We start from the raw sequence: 16202 nt of genomic DNA on the forward strand, positions 1-16202 counted from the left end.
CCCCCCCCCCCCCCCCCCCCCCCCCCCCCCCCCCCCCCCCCCCCCCCGCCACCCCACGGATAGCCCGCTTTTGAAGTTGACGTTGCCGTTGCCCTGGCCCTGGCTCGAAATGCAGGTGCAGGGCTGCAAGCCCTGCCGCCCCCCCTCCCCTTTTGCGCATGTAAACGATTCCAGCGCATTTCAGCGAAACATCATTCGGCCGACACGTCCCTGCAATATTGCGCAGCAGCATGCGCAGACCCTCTGGCCATGCTAAAAATCGCCCCGCCATCGCTTAGATCGATCCAAGCGGATCCCGTGGGATGGCCCGGCGTTGGGGACCGGCACCAGATGTACCGAACACCAGCGCGCCGCCCCAGGCAGCCGCGCGGCATCAGCAAAATCGGCACCGTAGATTAGATCGATTCAAGTTTCCGCGTCAGTCACCGGATCAATCCATGAGAGAGGGAGAGATGGCAATCAAGCATTCAACTCGTACGCACGGCCGCGACGCCTTGTCGTTCGCCGTCGCACTGGCCCTGGCCGCAGCCGTTGCGCCGACCGGCGCCGCTGCCCAGCAGGCCAGCGCACAACCGACCACCGGCAGCGCCGACGCCACCACGCTGGACAGCGTGCAGGTGACCGGCTACCGCTATGCGATCGAGAAGAGCCTGCAGCAGAAGCGCGACGCCAACGCCGTGGTCGAAGTGATCACCGCCGAAGACGTCGGCAAATTCCCCGACAAGAACGTTGCCGATTCGCTGCAGCGCGTGCCCGGCGTGGTCATCACCCGCGACGGCGGCGAAGGCAAGAGCGTCAGCGTGCGCGGCCTCGACCCCGACCTGACCCTGACCCAGTTGAACGGCAACTACATCGCCACCTCCGAAACCAATGACGAGGCCAGCCGTTCGTTCAACTACACCCTGCTGCCGTCGAACATGCTGTCCAGCGCCGAGCTGTTCAAATCGCCGGAAGCACGCATCGACGAAGGCGGCATCGGCGGCACGGTCATCCTGCATACCCGCCGCCCGCTGGAAATGGAATCCAACTCCGGCTACGTGACCCTGGAAGGCGTCTCCTCCGACACCCACCAGGATGTCGACCCGCAGGCGTCGGCGCTGTACTCGTGGCACAGCAAGGACGAGCGCTTCGGCGTGCTGGTGGGCGTGACCCAGCAGAAGCGCACCAGCCGCACCATGGAAGTGACCACCGAGAACTACCAGTGGTACGGCACCGATGTCGATGCCCGTGATGTCAACGGCAACGCCCTCACCCAGGGCGGCATCAACTACTGGTGGGGCAACTCCGGCTTCAACGACCAGTTCGGGCGCAACTACAGCGACTTCTTCATGCCCACCTCGGTGAACTTCGCGGTGAAGGAAGAGAAGCGCGAGCGCAAGGGCGGCCAGCTGACCTTCCAGTTCAAGCCGGTCGACAACCTGACCCTGACCGCCAACTACTTCCGCTTCCAGCTGGACGGCGACTACACGCAGAACATGCTGAAGGTGCCCGAGTGGAACATGGCGCGCTACAACGGTGACGGCAACTGGGCTGGCGGCCGCCTGCTCAACGGCCTCAGCTTCGACCCCAGTGGCACCGTGGTTACCGGCGCACAGTTCGAAAAGCTGGCCGGCAAGACCTACTACTGCAGCGAAGACGAAGCCGCTGCCGCAGGCCTGGCCCCGGGTGGCTGGGGCCCGGACGACTGCACCATTCCCACCCCGCAGCTGACCGGTGGCTACAGCCGCGAAAAGGCGCTCTCGCAGACCGCCGACCTGACCATCGATTGGGACATCAGCCCGCTGTGGAAGGCCTCCTTCAGCGGTGGCCGCACCTGGTCCGAGGGTGGCCCGTCGATGAACTTCCGCATGTCGGCCAAGCCGCGCCGCCGCGTCAACGGCGTGTGGGAATCGGGCAACCAGTACACCGCGTGGGACCTGACCGGCACGCCGACGCTGACCGTCTCGCCGAACCTGCAGGAGGTGCTGATGAATGGCATCGCCGAGGTCGACACCGGTTCGACCGATTCGTCGTGGATGCAGACCGAGGTCGAGCAGAACCACTTCCAGGCCGATGTCACCAAGATGTTCGAAAGCGGCTGGCTGGACTCGATCCAGTTCGGCGCCAAGTACCGTGACGGCAAGGTCCACCGCAATACCGGCAACACCTACTGGGTGTGCCAGGGCGCCGACCCGGCCGACTATGACAGCCGCTACCAGGCCGGCTGTGACAACACCGCCGGCATCGCCCAGCCCAGTTTCTTCCTGTCCAACCCGATCAGCGGCATCGCCGGTGGCTTCAACGCGAATGTATTCCCGGGCATCAACTTCCCGTCCTACATCGACTACCTGAACTCCACCTACGGTTCGTCGCACAACCGCGTTGAGGACGACTTCGTCTACAACGTCAACGAGAAGATCTATTCCGGCTACTTCCAGGCCAACTTCCGTACCGAGCGCCTGCGCGGCAACGTCGGCGTGCGCGTGGTGCGCACCAAGCAGTTCGCCCAGTCCAGCGACTCGATCGAACGCTTCAACGATTACTTCCTGGACAACGCCTCCGGCGCACCGATGTCCTGCGACGATCCGGCGGCGGCAGCCTTCCCCACCTACGGCTGCGAGAGCGGCTTCGTGCGCCTGCCCGATGCCCTGGCACGCGAGAAGAGCTACGAGCTGATCGGTTCGGACCGCACCTACACCGACGTGCTGCCCAGCTTCAACATCGCCTGGGACATCACCGACAAGCTGGTGCTGCGTGGCGCCGCGTCGAAGGTGGTGGCACGGCCGAGCTACACCAGCATTGCCGCACCCGGCAGCCTGAGCTACTACAGCCCCGAGTACGTCAATGACCGCCGCGTTGCCGGCGGTGCACCGACCGAAGGCTGGGCCGGCAATGGCAGCAACAAGAACCTGGAAGCCTTCGAAGCGACCCAGTACGACCTGGGCGTGGAGTGGTACTTCATGCCGGGCGCGGTCGCCGGCGTCGGCCTGTTCCGCAAGGACATCAGCAACTTCACCGTGCCGATCGTGCGTGACGTGCAGATGGAAGTCGGCGGCGAAATGGTGACGGTGCAGAACTACAGCACCCAGGCCAACGGCCGCGATGCAGTGTCGCAGGGCGTGGAACTGTACGGCCAGTACACCTTCGACTTCGGCCTGGGCGTGCAGGCCAATTACACCTACAACGACACCAACCTGGCCTCGATCGAGCTCAATGGCGAGAACCTGGGTGCATCGCCGCTGGTGGGCAGTGCCAAGAACCAGGCCAACCTGACGGTGTTCTACGAAACCGACCGGTTCCTGGCCCGCGCCTCGTACAACCGTCGCGGTGAAGTGGTCGGCGGCCTGGTCAACGGCATGACCCAGTACACCGAGCCGTACGACCAGCTGGATCTGAACGTGGCCTACAACTTCACCGAAGCGCTGACCTTCACCGCCTCGGTGCTCAACGCCACCAAGTCGGAACAGCGCATCTACCTGGGCAACGACACCCAGTCGCGCCTGATCTCCAACCTGTATTCGGGCCGTCAGATCTACTTCGGCGCGACCTACAAGTTCTAAGCCCTGCCGGGGTCGGAGCCCTTCTGCGAAGGGATCCGACCCCGTTCAACGGTCCTCCACGGCAGCCACGCTTTCACAGGTGGCTGCCGTTTTTGTTCCCCACGGTAGCGCCGGGCCATGCCCGGCGGATCACGGCCGCATGACGCCCGCCGGGCATGGCCCGGCGCTACCGATGGAAGGCCGGTTGCATTACCCCGCGCTGTCCAGCGCCTTGCGCAGCGCCGCCACCGTGGCGGTGCTGGTCTGGTGCCAGTCCGGGTCCAGGCCGCGCAGCAGCGGGTTCTGGAACTGCATTGCCGAACGCCGCAGGCCCTTGGCCGACGCGTGCAGCTCGCCGCAGCCGGTCAGCCGCGCGATCCTGGCGATGTTGGCCGGGCCGATCCCTGCGCCCGCCATCACGCAAATGCGCCCTGCCGCCTGCGCCACCAGCGCGGCCAGCATGCTGCTGCCGGCTTCGGCGCTCACCTGACCGCCTGAACTGAGCACCCGCGTGCAGCCCAGCTCGATCACCTGTTCCAGGGCCGCAGGCAGGTCACGCGCAGCATCGAACGCGCGATGGAACGTAACCTGCAACGGCCCCGCCGCCTGCACCAGTTCGCGGCACAGCGGCATGTCGATGCCACCGTGCACATCCAGCGCACCGATCACCACGCCATCGCAGCCCAGCGCACGGCACTGCGCGATGTCGCGCAGCATCAGCTCGGTTTCCAGCGCGTCGTAATGGAAGTCGCCCGGGCGCGGCCGCACCAGCACGAACAAGGGAATCTGCAGGCGCTCGCGTGCAATGGCGATGCTGGCGAACGACGGCGTGGTGCCGCCCTCGCCCAGGTTGTCGAACAACTCGATGCGGTCGGCGCCACCGGCCTGCGCAGCCAGCGCCGATGCCAGTGAATTGCTGGCGATCTCCAGCGTCGGCGCGGCGCTCACGTCTGGCTGCTCGTGTAAATCGACGGCGAATCGCGCAGATCGTCCTGGCGCTGGCCATCGCATACCGCATAGACGAAGCCGCGATGGAGCGCGTACGCGCCCACTTCGCCCTTCTTGTTCATCGCCAGGAAGCACACCTGCAGCGTGCGGCTGGCTTCGGGGCGCTTGCGCACCACCCGGTCGATCGCTTCACGGCACGCCTGCGCAGGCGTGCGCCCCTGCCGCATCAGCTCCACCACCAGGAACGAGGCGGCGTTGCGGATCATCTCCTCGCCCACGCCCGAGGCCGTGGCGGCGCCGACCTCGTTGTCCACGTACAGGCCGGCACCGATGATCGGGCTGTCGCCTACGCGCCCGTGCAGCTTCCAGGCCATGCCGCTGGTGGTGCAGGCGCCGGCAAGATGCCCCTTGGCATCCAGCGCCAGCATGCCGATGGTGTCGTGGTTGTCGCTGTTGCCGGGGATGCCACGGCGCTCGGCGTTGATCTGCGGCTGGTACTGCTCGGTCTTCAACCATTCGCGCCAGGCCGCCTCGGCCTGCGGGGTGAGCAGCCGCTTGCGCTCGAAGCCCTGCTGCACCGCGAACTGCTGGGCACCGTCACCCACCAGCAGTACATGCGGGCTGTTTTCCATCACCCTGCGTGCCACCGACACCGGGTGCGCGATGTCCACCAGTGCAGCCACGGCGCCGCAGCGGCCATCGCCATCCATGATGCTGGCATCCAGGCTCAACACGCCGTCGCGATCGGGGTTGCCGCAATGGCCGACGGTGGGATTGCACAGCTCGCTTTCGGCCCAGCGTGCGCCGGCTTCCACCGCGTCCAGCGCGCTGCCGCCCTGGCCCAGTACCTTCCACGCAGCCTGGTTGGCCGGCACGCCGAAGTCCCACGTTGAAACGACCTTCGCCCCGCCCTGCGTGCGCGCCTGCACACCCGGCAAGGCGGCCATGCCTGCGGCCAATGCACCGGCCTGCAGGAACTGCCTGCGATCCACCATGTTGCCCTCCCTTTGCAGAAAGCGATGCCGGCCGCGGGCCGGCTGCGTGATTCAGCCCCCGCGCGGCAGCCGCGCCGCGTGCCAGACGGCCGCGCCGAGCACGCCCAGCTGGCCATGTTCCACCCGCCACACCGGCACCTGGCGCAGCACATCGGCCAGCACGCCCTTGTTGAGGAAGCGCTCGCGGAAACGCCCGTCGGCCAGGAAATCCTGCACGTGGGTGGAAATGCCGCCGGCCAGGTACACCGAGCGCGCGCCTACGGCAATGGCCGCATCGCCCGCCAGGCTGCCCAGCCACGCGCAGAACACCTGCAGGGTTTCCACCGCCACCGCATCCTCGCCACTGCGCGCGGCGCCGATCAGCGCTTCGGTGGTCGACCACTGCGGTGCAACCCCGCGCAGTTCGCACAGGCACGGGTACAGGTTCAGCAGCCCGCTGCCGGACAGCACCCGTTCGTTGTCCACGTGCGGCCAGCGCTGCAGCAGCTTGGCCAGCACCTGCAGTTCCAGCGCGGTGCCAGCCCCCAGCGCGGCGTGGCCCAGTTCACTGGCCAGCACCGGGCGGTCGCCATCGGCAAAGCGCAGCGCTGCGCCCAGACCGGTGCCCGCGCCCAGCACCAGCGCCGGGAACGCCTGCGCCGGGTCGCCCGGGCCGTTCAGCGGCACCAGCGTTTCCGGCTGCAGGTAGGGCACGGCCAGGGCGACGGCCTCGAAATCATTGATCAGCTGCAGTTCGCCCAGGCCGGACTGCGCGCGCGTGGCCGACAGCGAAACGGTCCACGGCAGGTTGGCGTTGATCAGCACATCGTCATCGAGCACGCCGGCAATGGCCACCACCGCGCCGTGCGCGGGCGGGTCCAGGCTGGCACTGAAGTCGGCCAGGATCGCTGCCAGGCTGGCGTGGTCGGCGCAGGCATAGGTGCGATAGCCGCCCAGGCGCGGGGTCTGGCCAGGTACCAGATGGGCCACCGCGATACGGGCGAAGGTGCCGCCCACATCGGCCACTACCACGCTGTGCGAAACGCCGGCGCCGCTGGCGTCGGAGGAAGACGGGTCTACTGCTGCGACGTTCACACGGGCCTGCTTGAATCGACGGATCGGCGTCGATTCTCGGGCATCCCAGCGGCTTTGCCAACGCTGCGGCAATGCCCCGCCCGGCAGCGCGCTTACATGCCTTCCTGCTCGGCCACCTGCACCCCGTCCACCAGCACGCGCAGGCGCTGCGGGCGGAAGCCGGCAAACAGCAGCGGCCGGGTGCGTTCCACCAGCACCTGGTGGCCGGCGATATGGCGCAGCCAGGACTGCACCAGCGAGAACGAAAAATGCGTGCCCGGGTGCAGCGGGTGCTGCACCCACACTGTTTCGCTGGCACTGCGCAGCTGCATGGCACCACTGAACCAGTGGCGGCTGAGGGTGACCGGCGTGGTGCCGGCCATGAAGCGGATTTCCATGGCGCGTCCTTTCGTCGTGGCAACCGCCCGCCCGGTCAGGGCTGGGCGGTCTGCAGGCTGTAACTGGTGGTGGCGGTGAACACCGCACCGTCGGGCTGGGTGGAGCGTACTTCCACCTTGTGGCTGCCGACCGCCAGCCCGGTGGGCAGCGCGGCACGCCACAGGTGCGGCGAGGCGGTGGCTTCCGGCGAACGGTCGTAGCCGCGCAGGGTGGTGGCCAGATCGTCGGCCACGTTTTCCACCAGCAGGCGCGGGTCGGGCTGGCTGACCTGCTTCATCGGCTGCCACGGGCCACCATCGACGCGGTACTCCACCACGCTGGCGTCCTCGCCCATGTACACGTTGGCGTACACGCCCCATGCCGGGTAGGCGCCCTGGCGCAGCACCTTCGGCGCGTGCAGGCCGATCTGCTCGCTGGCCGGGGCGCCGGCCACGCGGTACTGCAGGCGGTAGCTGCCGTTGCCGGCCACATCCAGCAGCGCATAGCCCTTGGGCGTGCCATCGCTCATGGTGCTGTCCGGCACGCCGGCGGCATTCTTCGCCCCGGACCAGAATGCGCCGCAGTTGGCGCCCACGTTGTATTCGTGCAGCGGCTTGTCGCCCTGCCAGCCCTCGGCCTTGCCGTGGTAGACGTGCTGCTGGGTGTGGCTGTGCCCGCTCAGCACCAGCACGTTGCGGAACGGCTTGAGCAGATCGAACAAGCGCTGGCGATCGGCGTGGCGGAAGGTCTCGCGCCCCGGTGCGGCATCGAACAGCGGAATGTGCATGCCCAGCACCAGCAGGCGGTCCTTGTGCAGGCCCTTCAGGTACGCGGCCAGGAAGGCGAACTGGTCCTCGCGCAGGCCGCCTACGTACTTCGGCTTGGCGTTGGGGTCGTACACCACATCGTCCAGGAACACGAAGCTGGCGCCGCCCTCTTCCACCGCGTAGGTGTCAGGGCCGTAGATGTTGCGCCAGCTGTCCAGCGAGTGGTCATCGTTGGCGGCGTCGAAATCCAGGTCGTGGTTGCCGGGCACATGGAACCACGGCACGCCCAGTTCGGTGGTCACCTTGTTGATGGCCGGGTACAGGGTCAGGTCATCATTGACGATGTCGCCCAGGGTGGTGCCCAGACGCGCCTTGGTCTGCCCCACCAACGGTTTGACGATCGACTGCTGGTAGTAGCCGATGTCCTGCGTGGTGGCGGTCTGCGAATCGGTGAACACCAGCATCTGGAAGCCGCGCCGGCTGTCGTGGCGATCGGCCTGCAGGGCGAAATCCCAACTGCGGGCGGCGTCACCGGTGGCGGCGATGCCGCCGTACTTCAGCGCCGGCGAGCCGTTGGGGCGGTAGTGCCGCCAGAACGACGGCAGGCCGTCGGCCGCGTTGGGGAAGGAATAGGCATCGGGCTTGATGACGAATACCGTCTGGCCGTCACGCACCGGCAGGCTGTAGCTGCCATCGGCGGCGGTCTTGACGATGGTTTCCCCGTTGGACACCTGCACGCCGGCCAGGCCGGGATCGGTGGCACCGCGCCCGGGCTTGCCGTCGCGCTCCAGGTAGACCTTGCCGCTCACCACCGTATCGGCGGCCCATGCCGGCGAAGTAAGCAACAGGCAGCACAGCCAGGCGGCAGGCAGTTTCATGGGGGCAGTCCGGGGGCAGAGAGACCCCCTATTGTAGAGTTGAGCTTGCTCGACTGTCTTGCACACAACAGTCGAGCAAGCTCGACTCTACGGGTGGGTGCGGATCACCGGTGCCGCTGTTCCAGCACCGCCCGCGCATCATCCAGCGACAAGCCGCGCGCGCGCAGCAGCACCAGCAGGTGGTACAGCAGGTCGGCGGCCTCGCCCAGCAATGCCTCATCGTCCTGGGCCACGGCCGCCAGCGCGGTTTCCACGCCCTCCTCGCCCACCTTCTGTGCGATGCGGCGGATGCCGCCCTCGAACAGCGAAGTGGTGTAGCTGCCCGGCGGTCGCTGCGCATCGCGCACGGCCACCAGCTGGCCCAGCCCGCCCAAGAAGTCCTTGGGTGCGCCGTCGAAGCAGCTCTCCGCGCCGGTGTGGCAGGTCGGACCGGCCGGGCGCGCCAGCACCAGCACGGTGTCGGCATCACAATCGACGCTGATCGACTGCACCGCCAGCACATGGCCGGACTGCTCGCCCTTGGTCCACAGGCGCTGCTTGCTGCGGCTGTAGAAGGTCATGTGGCCGGTCACCTGGGTGATATGCAGCGATTCGGCATTCACATAGCCCAGCATCAGCACCTGCAGCGTATCGGCGTCCTGCACCACGGCCGGCAGCAGGCCATCGCCCTTGGCCCAGTCCAGGGTTTCCAGCGCCTGCGGCGACGGGCGCACTTCAATAGACATCTCGAACCTCGATCTGTTGCTCGCGCAGGTAGCGCTTCAAATCCGCAATCGCAATGGCGCCGCTGTGGAACACGCTGGCGGCCAGTGCACCGTCCACGTCGGCCTGGTCGAAGGCTTGGGCGAAGTGCTCCATCGCACCGGCACCGCCGGAGGCAATCAGCGGCACGTTGCACACCGCACGCGCCTGGCGCAGCTGCGCCACGTCGTAGCCACGGCGCACGCCGTCGCTGTCCATGCAGTTCAGCACGATTTCACCGGCACCGCGGCGCTGTGCGTCCACGATCCAGTCCAGGGTGCGCAACGGCACAGCCTGGGTCTTGCTGGGGTCACCGGTGAAGCGGCGCACGCGCCACTCGCCATCGGCCTCGCGCACCGAATCCACACCAACCACCACGCACTGCACGCCGAATTCGTCGGCCAGTTCGGTGATCAGCTCGGGGCGGCCCAGCGCCGGCGAGTTGATCGAGATCTTGTCGGCACCGGCAAACAGCACACGGCGCGCGGTTTCCACGCTGTCGATGCCACCGGCCACGCAGAACGGAATGTCGATCAGGCGGGCGATGCGCTCGATCCAGCCCACGTCCACCGAACGTGCTTCCGGGCTGGCGCCGATGTCATAGAACACCAGCTCGTCGGCGCCCTGGTCGCGGTAGCGCTGGGCCAGTTCGGCGATATCGCCCATGTCCACGTGGTCGCGGAAGCGCACGCCCTTGACCACGCGGCCATCGCGCACGTCCAGGCAGGGAATGATGCGGCGGCTCAACATGCCAGTGCCTCGCCCAGGTCCATGCGCTGTTCCAGCAGGGCCTTGCCCAGGATCGCACCGCCGCAGCCGGCCGCGCGCGCCTCGGCCACGTCGGCGACGCTGCGGATGCCACCGGAGGCCTGCACGGCCACGCCCGGCAACAGCGCGGCAAGATGCGCGTACAGGCTGATGTTCGGGCCGGCCAGCATGCCATCGCGGGCAATGTCGGTGCACAGCAGGTGGGCCATGCCCGCCTGCGCATACCGCTGCGCCAACGCATCCAGGGTGACCCCCGCGTTCTCGGTCCAGCCATGCACCGGCAGCTGCCACTGACCCTGCGCATCCTGGCGCGCATCCAAGGCGATGGTCAGGCGCTGCGGACCGAACTCGGCCAGCCAGGCGATCACGGTGTCCGGTTCGCGCACGGCCAGCGAACCGACCACCACGCGGCCAGCGCCGGCATCGAGGATGCGCGCCACGTCGTCGCGGCCGCGCACGCCACCGCCGGTCTGTACCTGCAGCGAGGTCTGCGCGCGGATCGCCGTCAGCAGGGGTGCCAGGGTGTAACCGCCCGCTCGCGCCGCATCCAGATCGACCAGGTGCATCCACTGCGCGCCCTGCGCGGCAAAGGCCTGCGCGCGCGGCAGCGGATCGTCGCCGTAATGGGTTTCCTGCGCATAGTCGCCCTGGCGCAGCCGCACCACGCGGCCATCACGGATATCCAGCGCGGGGTAGACGGTGAAGCTCATGCAGCGGTGCCCTCAAGGAAATTGCGCAACATCTGCGATCCGGTCTCGCCGGAACGCTCGGGGTGGAACTGGGCGCCGAAGTAGCGGCCCTGCTCCACCACGGCGGTGAACAGGCCGCCGTGATCGCAGGCGGCCACGGTGTGGGTGTTCAGCGGTGCCGCGTAGCTGTGCACGAAGTACGCGCTGGCACGCTCGGGCACGCCCTGCAGCAGGGTCGATTCGCGCAGCGGCAGCAGCCGGTTCCAGCCCATGTGCGGCACGCGGATCCCACACGCTGGCACCAGCTTGCGCACCACACCGGGAATCAGGCCCAGGGTGTCCACGCCTGCTTCTTCGGAACGATCAAACAGCAGCTGCATGCCCAGGCAGATGCCCATCAACGGCACCTCCAGGCGCCGCAGCGGTTCCACCAGGCCCTGCGCGTGCAGGCGCTGCATGCCCGGTGCGGCCGCGCCCACGCCGGGCAGGATCACCCGCTGCGCACCGGCCAGGCCTTCGGCATCACGCACCAGCCGCACCCGCGCGCCCAGGCGTTCCAGTGCGTAGCGCACCGACCCCAGGTTGGCACCGCCGGCATCGATCAGCGCGACCTCGCTCACAGCGCCCCCTTGGTGCTGGGCAACGCCGTGCCCTGGCGGGCCAGCGCCGGGCGCAGCGCGCGGGCCAGCGCCTTGAAGCACGCCTCGACCTTGTGGTGGTCGTTGTCACCGCGCACCTGCAGGTTCAGGTTCAAACCGCTGGCATCGCACAGCGAACGGAAGAAGTGCGGTACCAGTTCGGTGGGCATGTCACCCACGCGCTCGCGCTTGAACTCACCTTCGAACACGAAGTACGGCCGGCCGCTGAAATCCAGCGCGGCGCTGGCCAGGGTCTCGTCCATCGGCAGGGTGAAGCCATAGCGGCCGATGCCGCGCTTGTCGCCCAGCGCTTCGCGCAGCGCCTGGCCCAGCGCCAGGCCGGTGTCCTCGATGGTGTGGTGCTCGTCGATGTGCAGATCGCCTTCGGCCCGGATGTCCAAGGCGAAACCGCCGTGCTTGCCGATCTGTTCCAGCATGTGGTCGAAGAACGGCAGGCCGGTGGCGATGTGCGCATCCCCGGCACGGTCGAGGTCCAGTTCAACGCGGATCCTCGTTTCCTTGGTGTTGCGCTGGACCACGGCGGTACGCGGCGCATCGGCCAGTGCGTGGGCGATACCCGGCCAGTCCCACTGCCCACCGAACTGTTCGGTGCGCAGCTGGAACGCACGGATGTTGAGGTTCTCGGCGAACTGCACATCGGTGATGCGATCACCCACCATGGCCGAACGCGCCCAGTCGATGCTGCGGTCCTGCAGGTAGGCGGTCATCAGGCCGATGGCTGGCTTGCGCGTGGGCGCATTGTCCTGCGGCCAGCTGCAGTCGATCAGCACGTCACGGAACACGATGCCTTGGCTTGCGAAGATCTGCAGCATCAGGTCGTTGGGGCCATCGAAGCTGGCGCGCGGGTATGCCTCGCTGCCCAGGCCATCCTGGTTGGTGACGATGACGAACTGGTAGCCGGCATCACGCAGCTTCAGCAGCGCCGGAATAACCTGCGGCACGAAGCGCAGCTTCTCGTAGGCGTCGATCTGGAAGTCGGCTGGCTCCTCGATGAGGGTGCCGTCGCGATCGATGAACAGAATGGGGGTCATGCAGCGGCCCTCCGAGCCGACAGGGCCGCGAGCACGCGGTCGTTCTCTTCGCGCGTGCCGATGCTGATGCGCAGTGCATCGCCCAGCTGCGGCGCGGCGCGCTGGTCACGCACCACCACGCCAGCCGCCAGCAGGGCGTCGAATGCGGCCTGCGCATCGCCAAAGCGCACCAGCAGATAGTTGCCGGACGAGGGGTACACGCGGCGCACGCCGGGCAGGCCCGGCAATGCCGCAAACAGGCGTTCGCGTTCGGCAATGACGGTGGCCACGCGCTCGGCGGTGCGTGCCAGCGCCACCGGCTGCAGCGCCTGCACGGCCAGTTCCGCGCACGGCGTCGGCACCGGATACGGGGCCTGGCAACGGCGCAGCACGGCAATCAATTCCGGCGCCGCAATCAGCGTGCCGATACGGGCCGCAGCCAGTGCATGCGCCTTGGACAGCGTGCGCAGCACCGCCACGTTGGCGTGCGCGGCCAGCAGCGTGGTGGCTGACGGGCGCTGTGCGAATTCCACGTAGGCCTCGTCCACCACCACCAGGGCCTGCCCACGCAACGCCGTGGCCACACGTTCGATCCCGGCCAGGCTGATATCGCTGCCGGCCGGGTTGGACGGTGCGCACAGGAACACCAGCTTGGCGCCCTGCTGCTGCGCGGCGCTGATGACGGCATCCAGATCGGCGTGCAGACCCTCGGCCGAATCCACCAGCGGCACGTCGATCAGCGCGGCGCCCTGCAGGCGCGCGCACACCGCGTACATGCCAAATACCGGCGAGGTAACCAGTACGCCGTCGCGACCGGGCACGCACAGCGCACGCACCAGCAGGTCGATGGCCTCGTCGCTGCCACGGCCGATCAGCAGCTGCTGCGGCTGCACGCCGTATAACGCGGCCAGACCCTCGCGCAATGCAAGCGGTTGCGGTTCGGGATAGCGGCGGCTGCTGCCGGCGGTATCGGCAGGATTGGCCCAGGCCGACTCGTTGGCGTTCAGCCAGACATCGCCCTGCACGGCCGCGCTGCGCGCCGAACTGTAGCCCGCGAACGCCTGCAGGTCCGGGCGCACCAGCGCCAGTACGTCGTTCACCGCGCTCATGCGGCGGCCTCCATGCGCACGGCCACGGCGCGTTCGTGCGCGTCCAGGCCTTCGGCACTGGCGATGATGCGCGCGCAACCACCAATCGCCGCCAGCCCGGCCGCGCTGGCACTCTGCACGCTGATCAGGTTCTGGAAACTGGCCACGCTCACGCCGCTATAGGCACGCGCGGCGCCAGCGGTGGGCAGCACGTGGTTGGTACCACTGCAGTAATCGCCCAGCGCTTCAGGCGTGTAGTCGCCCAGGAATACCGAACCGGCGGCCTGCACCTGCGGCAGCCAGTCGCGCGGTTCACGCAGCGCCAGGATCAGGTGCTCGGGTGCGTAGCGATTGCTGATGGCGAAGGCCTCGGCCAGCGCCTCGACCTGGATCAGGCGCGACGCCGACAGCGCCTGCCGCGCGATCTGCTGCCGCGGCAGCAATGCGACCTGGCGTTCCACTTCGGCTTCAACGGCGGCCAGCATGGCTGCGTCGTCGGTCAGCAGCAGGACCTGCGAATCGGGGCCGTGCTCGGCCTGCGACAGCAGATCGGCGGCGACAAAGGCCGGGTTCGCACCGGCATCGGCGATCACCAGCACTTCCGACGGGCCAGCCGGCATGTCGATGGCGGCCGCACCGTCCTGCGCAACCTGCTGCTTGGCTTCGGTCACGAAACTGTTGCCCGGCCCGAACAGCTTGTCGCAGGCCGGAATGCTGGCCGTGCCATAGGCCATCGCAGCGATGGCCTGGGCCCCGCCCAGCTTGAACACGCGCTGCACGCCGGTCAGCCGCGCGGCCACCAGCACGGCCGGATCGGCACTACCGTCGGCGCGTGGCGGCGTGCACAGCACCACCTGCGGGCAGCCGGCCAGTTGCGCCGGCACGCCCAGCATCAGCGCGGTGGACGGCAGCGGTGCACTGCCAGCCGGCACGTACAGGCCGACGCGGCCGATCGGCCGCAGCATGCGTTCGCAGACCACGCCAGGCGAGGTTTCCACTGCATAGCCCTTGCCCATGCCCGCTTCGTGGAAGCGCTTAATGCGCGCGGCGGCCTCGACCATGGCCTGGCGCAGCGCCGCCGGCACGGCCGCTTCGGCGGCGGCGAATTCGTCCTCGGATACTTCGAACGACGGCAGTTCCACGCCGTCGAAACGGGCGGTGATGGCGCGCAGGCCGGCGTCACCTTCGGTGCGCACCTGCGCGATCAACGCAGCCACCGCATCGCGGGTCTGCTGGGCCACGGTCTGCACCGGGCGGGTCAGCGCCTCGCTGCGTGCGGCTTCATCAAGTTGCGACCAGATCAGACGATTCATGCCAGCGACCGCTCCACGCTCAACACCATCAGGCCCTGGGCGCCGGCGCGCTCCAGTTCTTCCATGCGCTGCCAGGTCAGCGGACCCGGGCACATGGTCTGCAGGCGCAATGCGCCCCCATCGGCAGGCAAACGCACCAGCGGCTCGGCATCGGTCAGCAGCTGGGCCAGCGCGTCCACCCGGTCTTCGCTGGCGCGGAACATCAGCAGCTTGCGGTCCTGCTTCTGCACCACGCCATCCAGGCGGCGCAGCAGCATGCTGCGCAGGCCAGCGCGGGCATCGTCGGGCACGCGCACGGCACCGGCCAGCACGGCCTCGCTGTCCAGCAGGTTGTGCACGGGCGTGAGCTGGTTGGCGCGCAGGGTGGCGCCGCTGGAGACCAGGTCGCAGATCAGGTCGGCGGTGCCCAGGCGCGGGGCGATTTCCACCGACCCGGACAGTTCCACCACCTGCGCATCCACCCCCTGCTCGCCCAGCCACTGCTTGAGGATGGCCGGGTAGCTGGTGGCGATGCGGGTGCCGGCCAGCTGCGCCGGACCGCTCCACTGCCACTCTTCGGGCACGGCCAGCATCAGCCGGCACTGGCCGAAGCCCAGCCCGCGCAGGGCCTGGTAGGCGTCGGGCAGGCCGATCTGGCGGCGCGCGGCGGCCTGTTCGTCCAGCTCGTTGCGGCCGACGATGCCCAGGTCGCACACGCCGTCGGCAATCAGGCCGGGAATGTCGTCGTCGCGCACCAGCAGCAGGTCCACCGGCAGCGATTCGCCGTAGCAGAACAGCTTGTCGCGGCTCTCGCGCCAGCTCAGGCCACAGGCGCTGAGCAGGTTGCGGGCGGGTTCGGCCAGACGGCCGCTTTTCTGGATGGCGATGCGCAGCCGGTCACGTGCCGGCGCTGCCTGGGTTGCACTCATGGGGGAAGTCTCGAAGTTCGGAACGGGGCGCAGATCAGCGCGAAGCAAGGCGGTCGATGGCGGCGGCATAACCTCGATGGCCATGCTCGAGCGTGCGCGCCACCCGTCCGGTGGTGGTCACGCTGACCCCGGTGCGTTCGTGGATCTCGCGGTAGGGCACGCCCTGCTGCAGCAGCGGAACCACCTTCCAGCGGTCGGCCATGGCTTCCAGTTCGGCGGGGGTGCACAGGTCACGCAGGAAGGCGGCGACCTCGTCGGGGGCGCGCAGGGCGGCAAAGGCCTGGGCCAGGGCGTCCAGGTCGGCCTGCGGGTCTTTGGCGGCAATGTCGGGGCGGGCTTTCACGGGGTCGATTTCGTGCATCAATGTAATAGCGCGTTAGTACATTAGCGCATTCTTCCGCAGTGCGTCAAATCTGGGGGGGTTGTGGGCAGGGCTGCGCCCTGCACCCGCTGGATGCCGAAGCAACGGCAAAAGCTGGGGTACTGGGG

Annotated in this window: 15 protein-coding genes; 1 reads left to right on the forward strand and 14 read right to left on the reverse strand. The window is 68.2% G+C overall.

Annotated elements, in window-relative coordinates:
- The first annotated feature begins 452 nt into the window (after nt 1–452).
- Nucleotides 453–3539: a TonB-dependent receptor gene (locus IAE58_RS16900; protein WP_199934361.1), complete on the forward strand. Its 3087-nt coding sequence runs from the start codon at nt 453–455 to the stop codon at nt 3537–3539.
- A 189-nt stretch (nt 3540–3728) separates the two neighbouring features.
- Here the strand turns inward: IAE58_RS16900 and IAE58_RS16905 are convergent, their stop codons facing one another.
- The 14 genes from IAE58_RS16905 to IAE58_RS16970 all read right to left on the reverse strand — a co-directional run bounded on the left by IAE58_RS16905 (nt 3729) and on the right by IAE58_RS16970 (nt 16074).
- Nucleotides 3729–4466: a copper homeostasis protein CutC gene (locus IAE58_RS16905; RefSeq protein ID WP_199934360.1), complete on the reverse strand. Its 738-nt coding sequence runs from the start codon at nt 4464–4466 to the stop codon at nt 3729–3731.
- The gene (locus IAE58_RS16910; protein ID WP_199934359.1) at nt 4463–5461 is read right to left on the reverse strand and encodes a N(4)-(beta-N-acetylglucosaminyl)-L-asparaginase; all 999 of its coding nucleotides are present in this window, start codon (nt 5459–5461) and stop codon (nt 4463–4465) included. Before IAE58_RS16910 ends, IAE58_RS16905 begins: the two co-directional genes overlap by 4 nt.
- Nucleotides 5462–5512: 51 nt before the next feature.
- A complete protein-coding gene (locus IAE58_RS16915) occupies nt 5513–6535 on the reverse strand; it encodes a glucokinase (protein WP_199934358.1) in 1023 nt (340 codons plus the stop codon).
- A 92-nt stretch (nt 6536–6627) separates the two neighbouring features.
- Nucleotides 6628–6912 (reverse strand): hypothetical protein, encoded by a 285-nt coding sequence (locus IAE58_RS16920; RefSeq protein ID WP_108749468.1) that lies wholly within the window; start codon nt 6910–6912, stop codon nt 6628–6630.
- Nucleotides 6913–6947: 35 nt separating this feature from the next.
- Nucleotides 6948–8537, reverse strand: a complete 1590-nt coding sequence (locus tag IAE58_RS16925; RefSeq protein ID WP_199934357.1) for a calcineurin-like phosphoesterase family protein — start codon at nt 8535–8537, stop codon at nt 6948–6950.
- A gap of 104 nt (nt 8538–8641) precedes the next feature.
- A complete protein-coding gene (gene hisIE, locus IAE58_RS16930) occupies nt 8642–9262 on the reverse strand; it encodes a bifunctional phosphoribosyl-AMP cyclohydrolase/phosphoribosyl-ATP diphosphatase HisIE (protein ID WP_108761875.1) in 621 nt (206 codons plus the stop codon).
- Nucleotides 9252–10028, reverse strand: coding sequence for an imidazole glycerol phosphate synthase subunit HisF (gene hisF / locus IAE58_RS16935; protein WP_108752948.1), 777 nt, complete (start codon nt 10026–10028; stop codon nt 9252–9254). Before hisF ends, hisIE begins: the two co-directional genes overlap by 11 nt.
- On the reverse strand, nt 10022–10756 hold the full coding sequence (hisA, locus tag IAE58_RS16940) for a 1-(5-phosphoribosyl)-5-[(5-phosphoribosylamino)methylideneamino]imidazole-4-carboxamide isomerase (protein WP_199934356.1): 735 nt from the start codon (nt 10754–10756) through the stop codon (nt 10022–10024). The genes hisF and hisA overlap by 7 nt, the downstream gene beginning before the upstream one ends.
- Nucleotides 10753–11355: an imidazole glycerol phosphate synthase subunit HisH gene (gene hisH / locus IAE58_RS16945; RefSeq protein ID WP_108749463.1), complete on the reverse strand. Its 603-nt coding sequence runs from the start codon at nt 11353–11355 to the stop codon at nt 10753–10755. The genes hisA and hisH overlap by 4 nt, the downstream gene beginning before the upstream one ends.
- On the reverse strand, nt 11352–12425 hold the full coding sequence (gene hisB / locus IAE58_RS16950; protein WP_199934355.1) for a bifunctional histidinol-phosphatase/imidazoleglycerol-phosphate dehydratase HisB: 1074 nt from the start codon (nt 12423–12425) through the stop codon (nt 11352–11354). The genes hisH and hisB overlap by 4 nt, the downstream gene beginning before the upstream one ends.
- On the reverse strand, nt 12422–13513 hold the full coding sequence (hisC, locus tag IAE58_RS16955; protein ID WP_199934354.1) for a histidinol-phosphate transaminase: 1092 nt from the start codon (nt 13511–13513) through the stop codon (nt 12422–12424). Before hisC ends, hisB begins: the two co-directional genes overlap by 4 nt.
- The gene (gene hisD, locus IAE58_RS16960; protein ID WP_199934353.1) at nt 13510–14805 is read right to left on the reverse strand and encodes a histidinol dehydrogenase; all 1296 of its coding nucleotides are present in this window, start codon (nt 14803–14805) and stop codon (nt 13510–13512) included. Before hisD ends, hisC begins: the two co-directional genes overlap by 4 nt.
- Nucleotides 14802–15713 (reverse strand): ATP phosphoribosyltransferase, encoded by a 912-nt coding sequence (gene hisG / locus IAE58_RS16965; RefSeq protein WP_199934352.1) that lies wholly within the window; start codon nt 15711–15713, stop codon nt 14802–14804. The genes hisD and hisG overlap by 4 nt, the downstream gene beginning before the upstream one ends.
- A gap of 34 nt (nt 15714–15747) precedes the next feature.
- The gene (locus tag IAE58_RS16970; RefSeq protein ID WP_233615009.1) at nt 15748–16074 is read right to left on the reverse strand and encodes a YerC/YecD family TrpR-related protein; all 327 of its coding nucleotides are present in this window, start codon (nt 16072–16074) and stop codon (nt 15748–15750) included.
- Nucleotides 16075–16202 lie beyond the last annotated feature (128 nt).

Source organism: Stenotrophomonas sp. S49 (assembly GCF_016624905.1).
Lineage (GTDB): Bacteria > Pseudomonadota > Gammaproteobacteria > Xanthomonadales > Xanthomonadaceae > Stenotrophomonas.

Excerpts from the sequence above, each read along its gene's own strand:
- IAE58_RS16910 (WP_199934359.1), bottom strand. The coding sequence starts at position 5,461 with ATGGTGGATCGCAGGCAGTTCCTGCAGGCCGGTGCATTGGCCGCAGGC.
- hisIE (WP_108761875.1), bottom strand. The coding sequence starts at position 9,262 with ATGTCTATTGAAGTGCGCCCGTCGCCGCAGGCGCTGGAAACCCTGGAC.
- hisA (WP_199934356.1), bottom strand. The coding sequence starts at position 10,756 with ATGAGCTTCACCGTCTACCCCGCGCTGGATATCCGTGATGGCCGCGTG.
- hisC (WP_199934354.1), bottom strand. The coding sequence starts at position 13,513 with ATGAGCGCGGTGAACGACGTACTGGCGCTGGTGCGCCCGGACCTGCAG.
- IAE58_RS16920 (WP_108749468.1), bottom strand. The coding sequence starts at position 6,912 with ATGGAAATCCGCTTCATGGCCGGCACCACGCCGGTCACCCTCAGCCGC.
- hisB (WP_199934355.1), bottom strand. The coding sequence starts at position 12,425 with ATGACCCCCATTCTGTTCATCGATCGCGACGGCACCCTCATCGAGGAG.
- IAE58_RS16900 (WP_199934361.1), top strand. The coding sequence starts at position 453 with ATGGCAATCAAGCATTCAACTCGTACGCACGGCCGCGACGCCTTGTCG.
- hisF (WP_108752948.1), bottom strand. The coding sequence starts at position 10,028 with ATGTTGAGCCGCCGCATCATTCCCTGCCTGGACGTGCGCGATGGCCGC.
- hisG (WP_199934352.1), bottom strand. The coding sequence starts at position 15,713 with ATGAGTGCAACCCAGGCAGCGCCGGCACGTGACCGGCTGCGCATCGCC.
- IAE58_RS16925 (WP_199934357.1), bottom strand. The coding sequence starts at position 8,537 with ATGAAACTGCCTGCCGCCTGGCTGTGCTGCCTGTTGCTTACTTCGCCG.
- IAE58_RS16970 (WP_233615009.1), bottom strand. The coding sequence starts at position 16,074 with ATGCACGAAATCGACCCCGTGAAAGCCCGCCCCGACATTGCCGCCAAA.
- hisD (WP_199934353.1), bottom strand. The coding sequence starts at position 14,805 with ATGAATCGTCTGATCTGGTCGCAACTTGATGAAGCCGCACGCAGCGAG.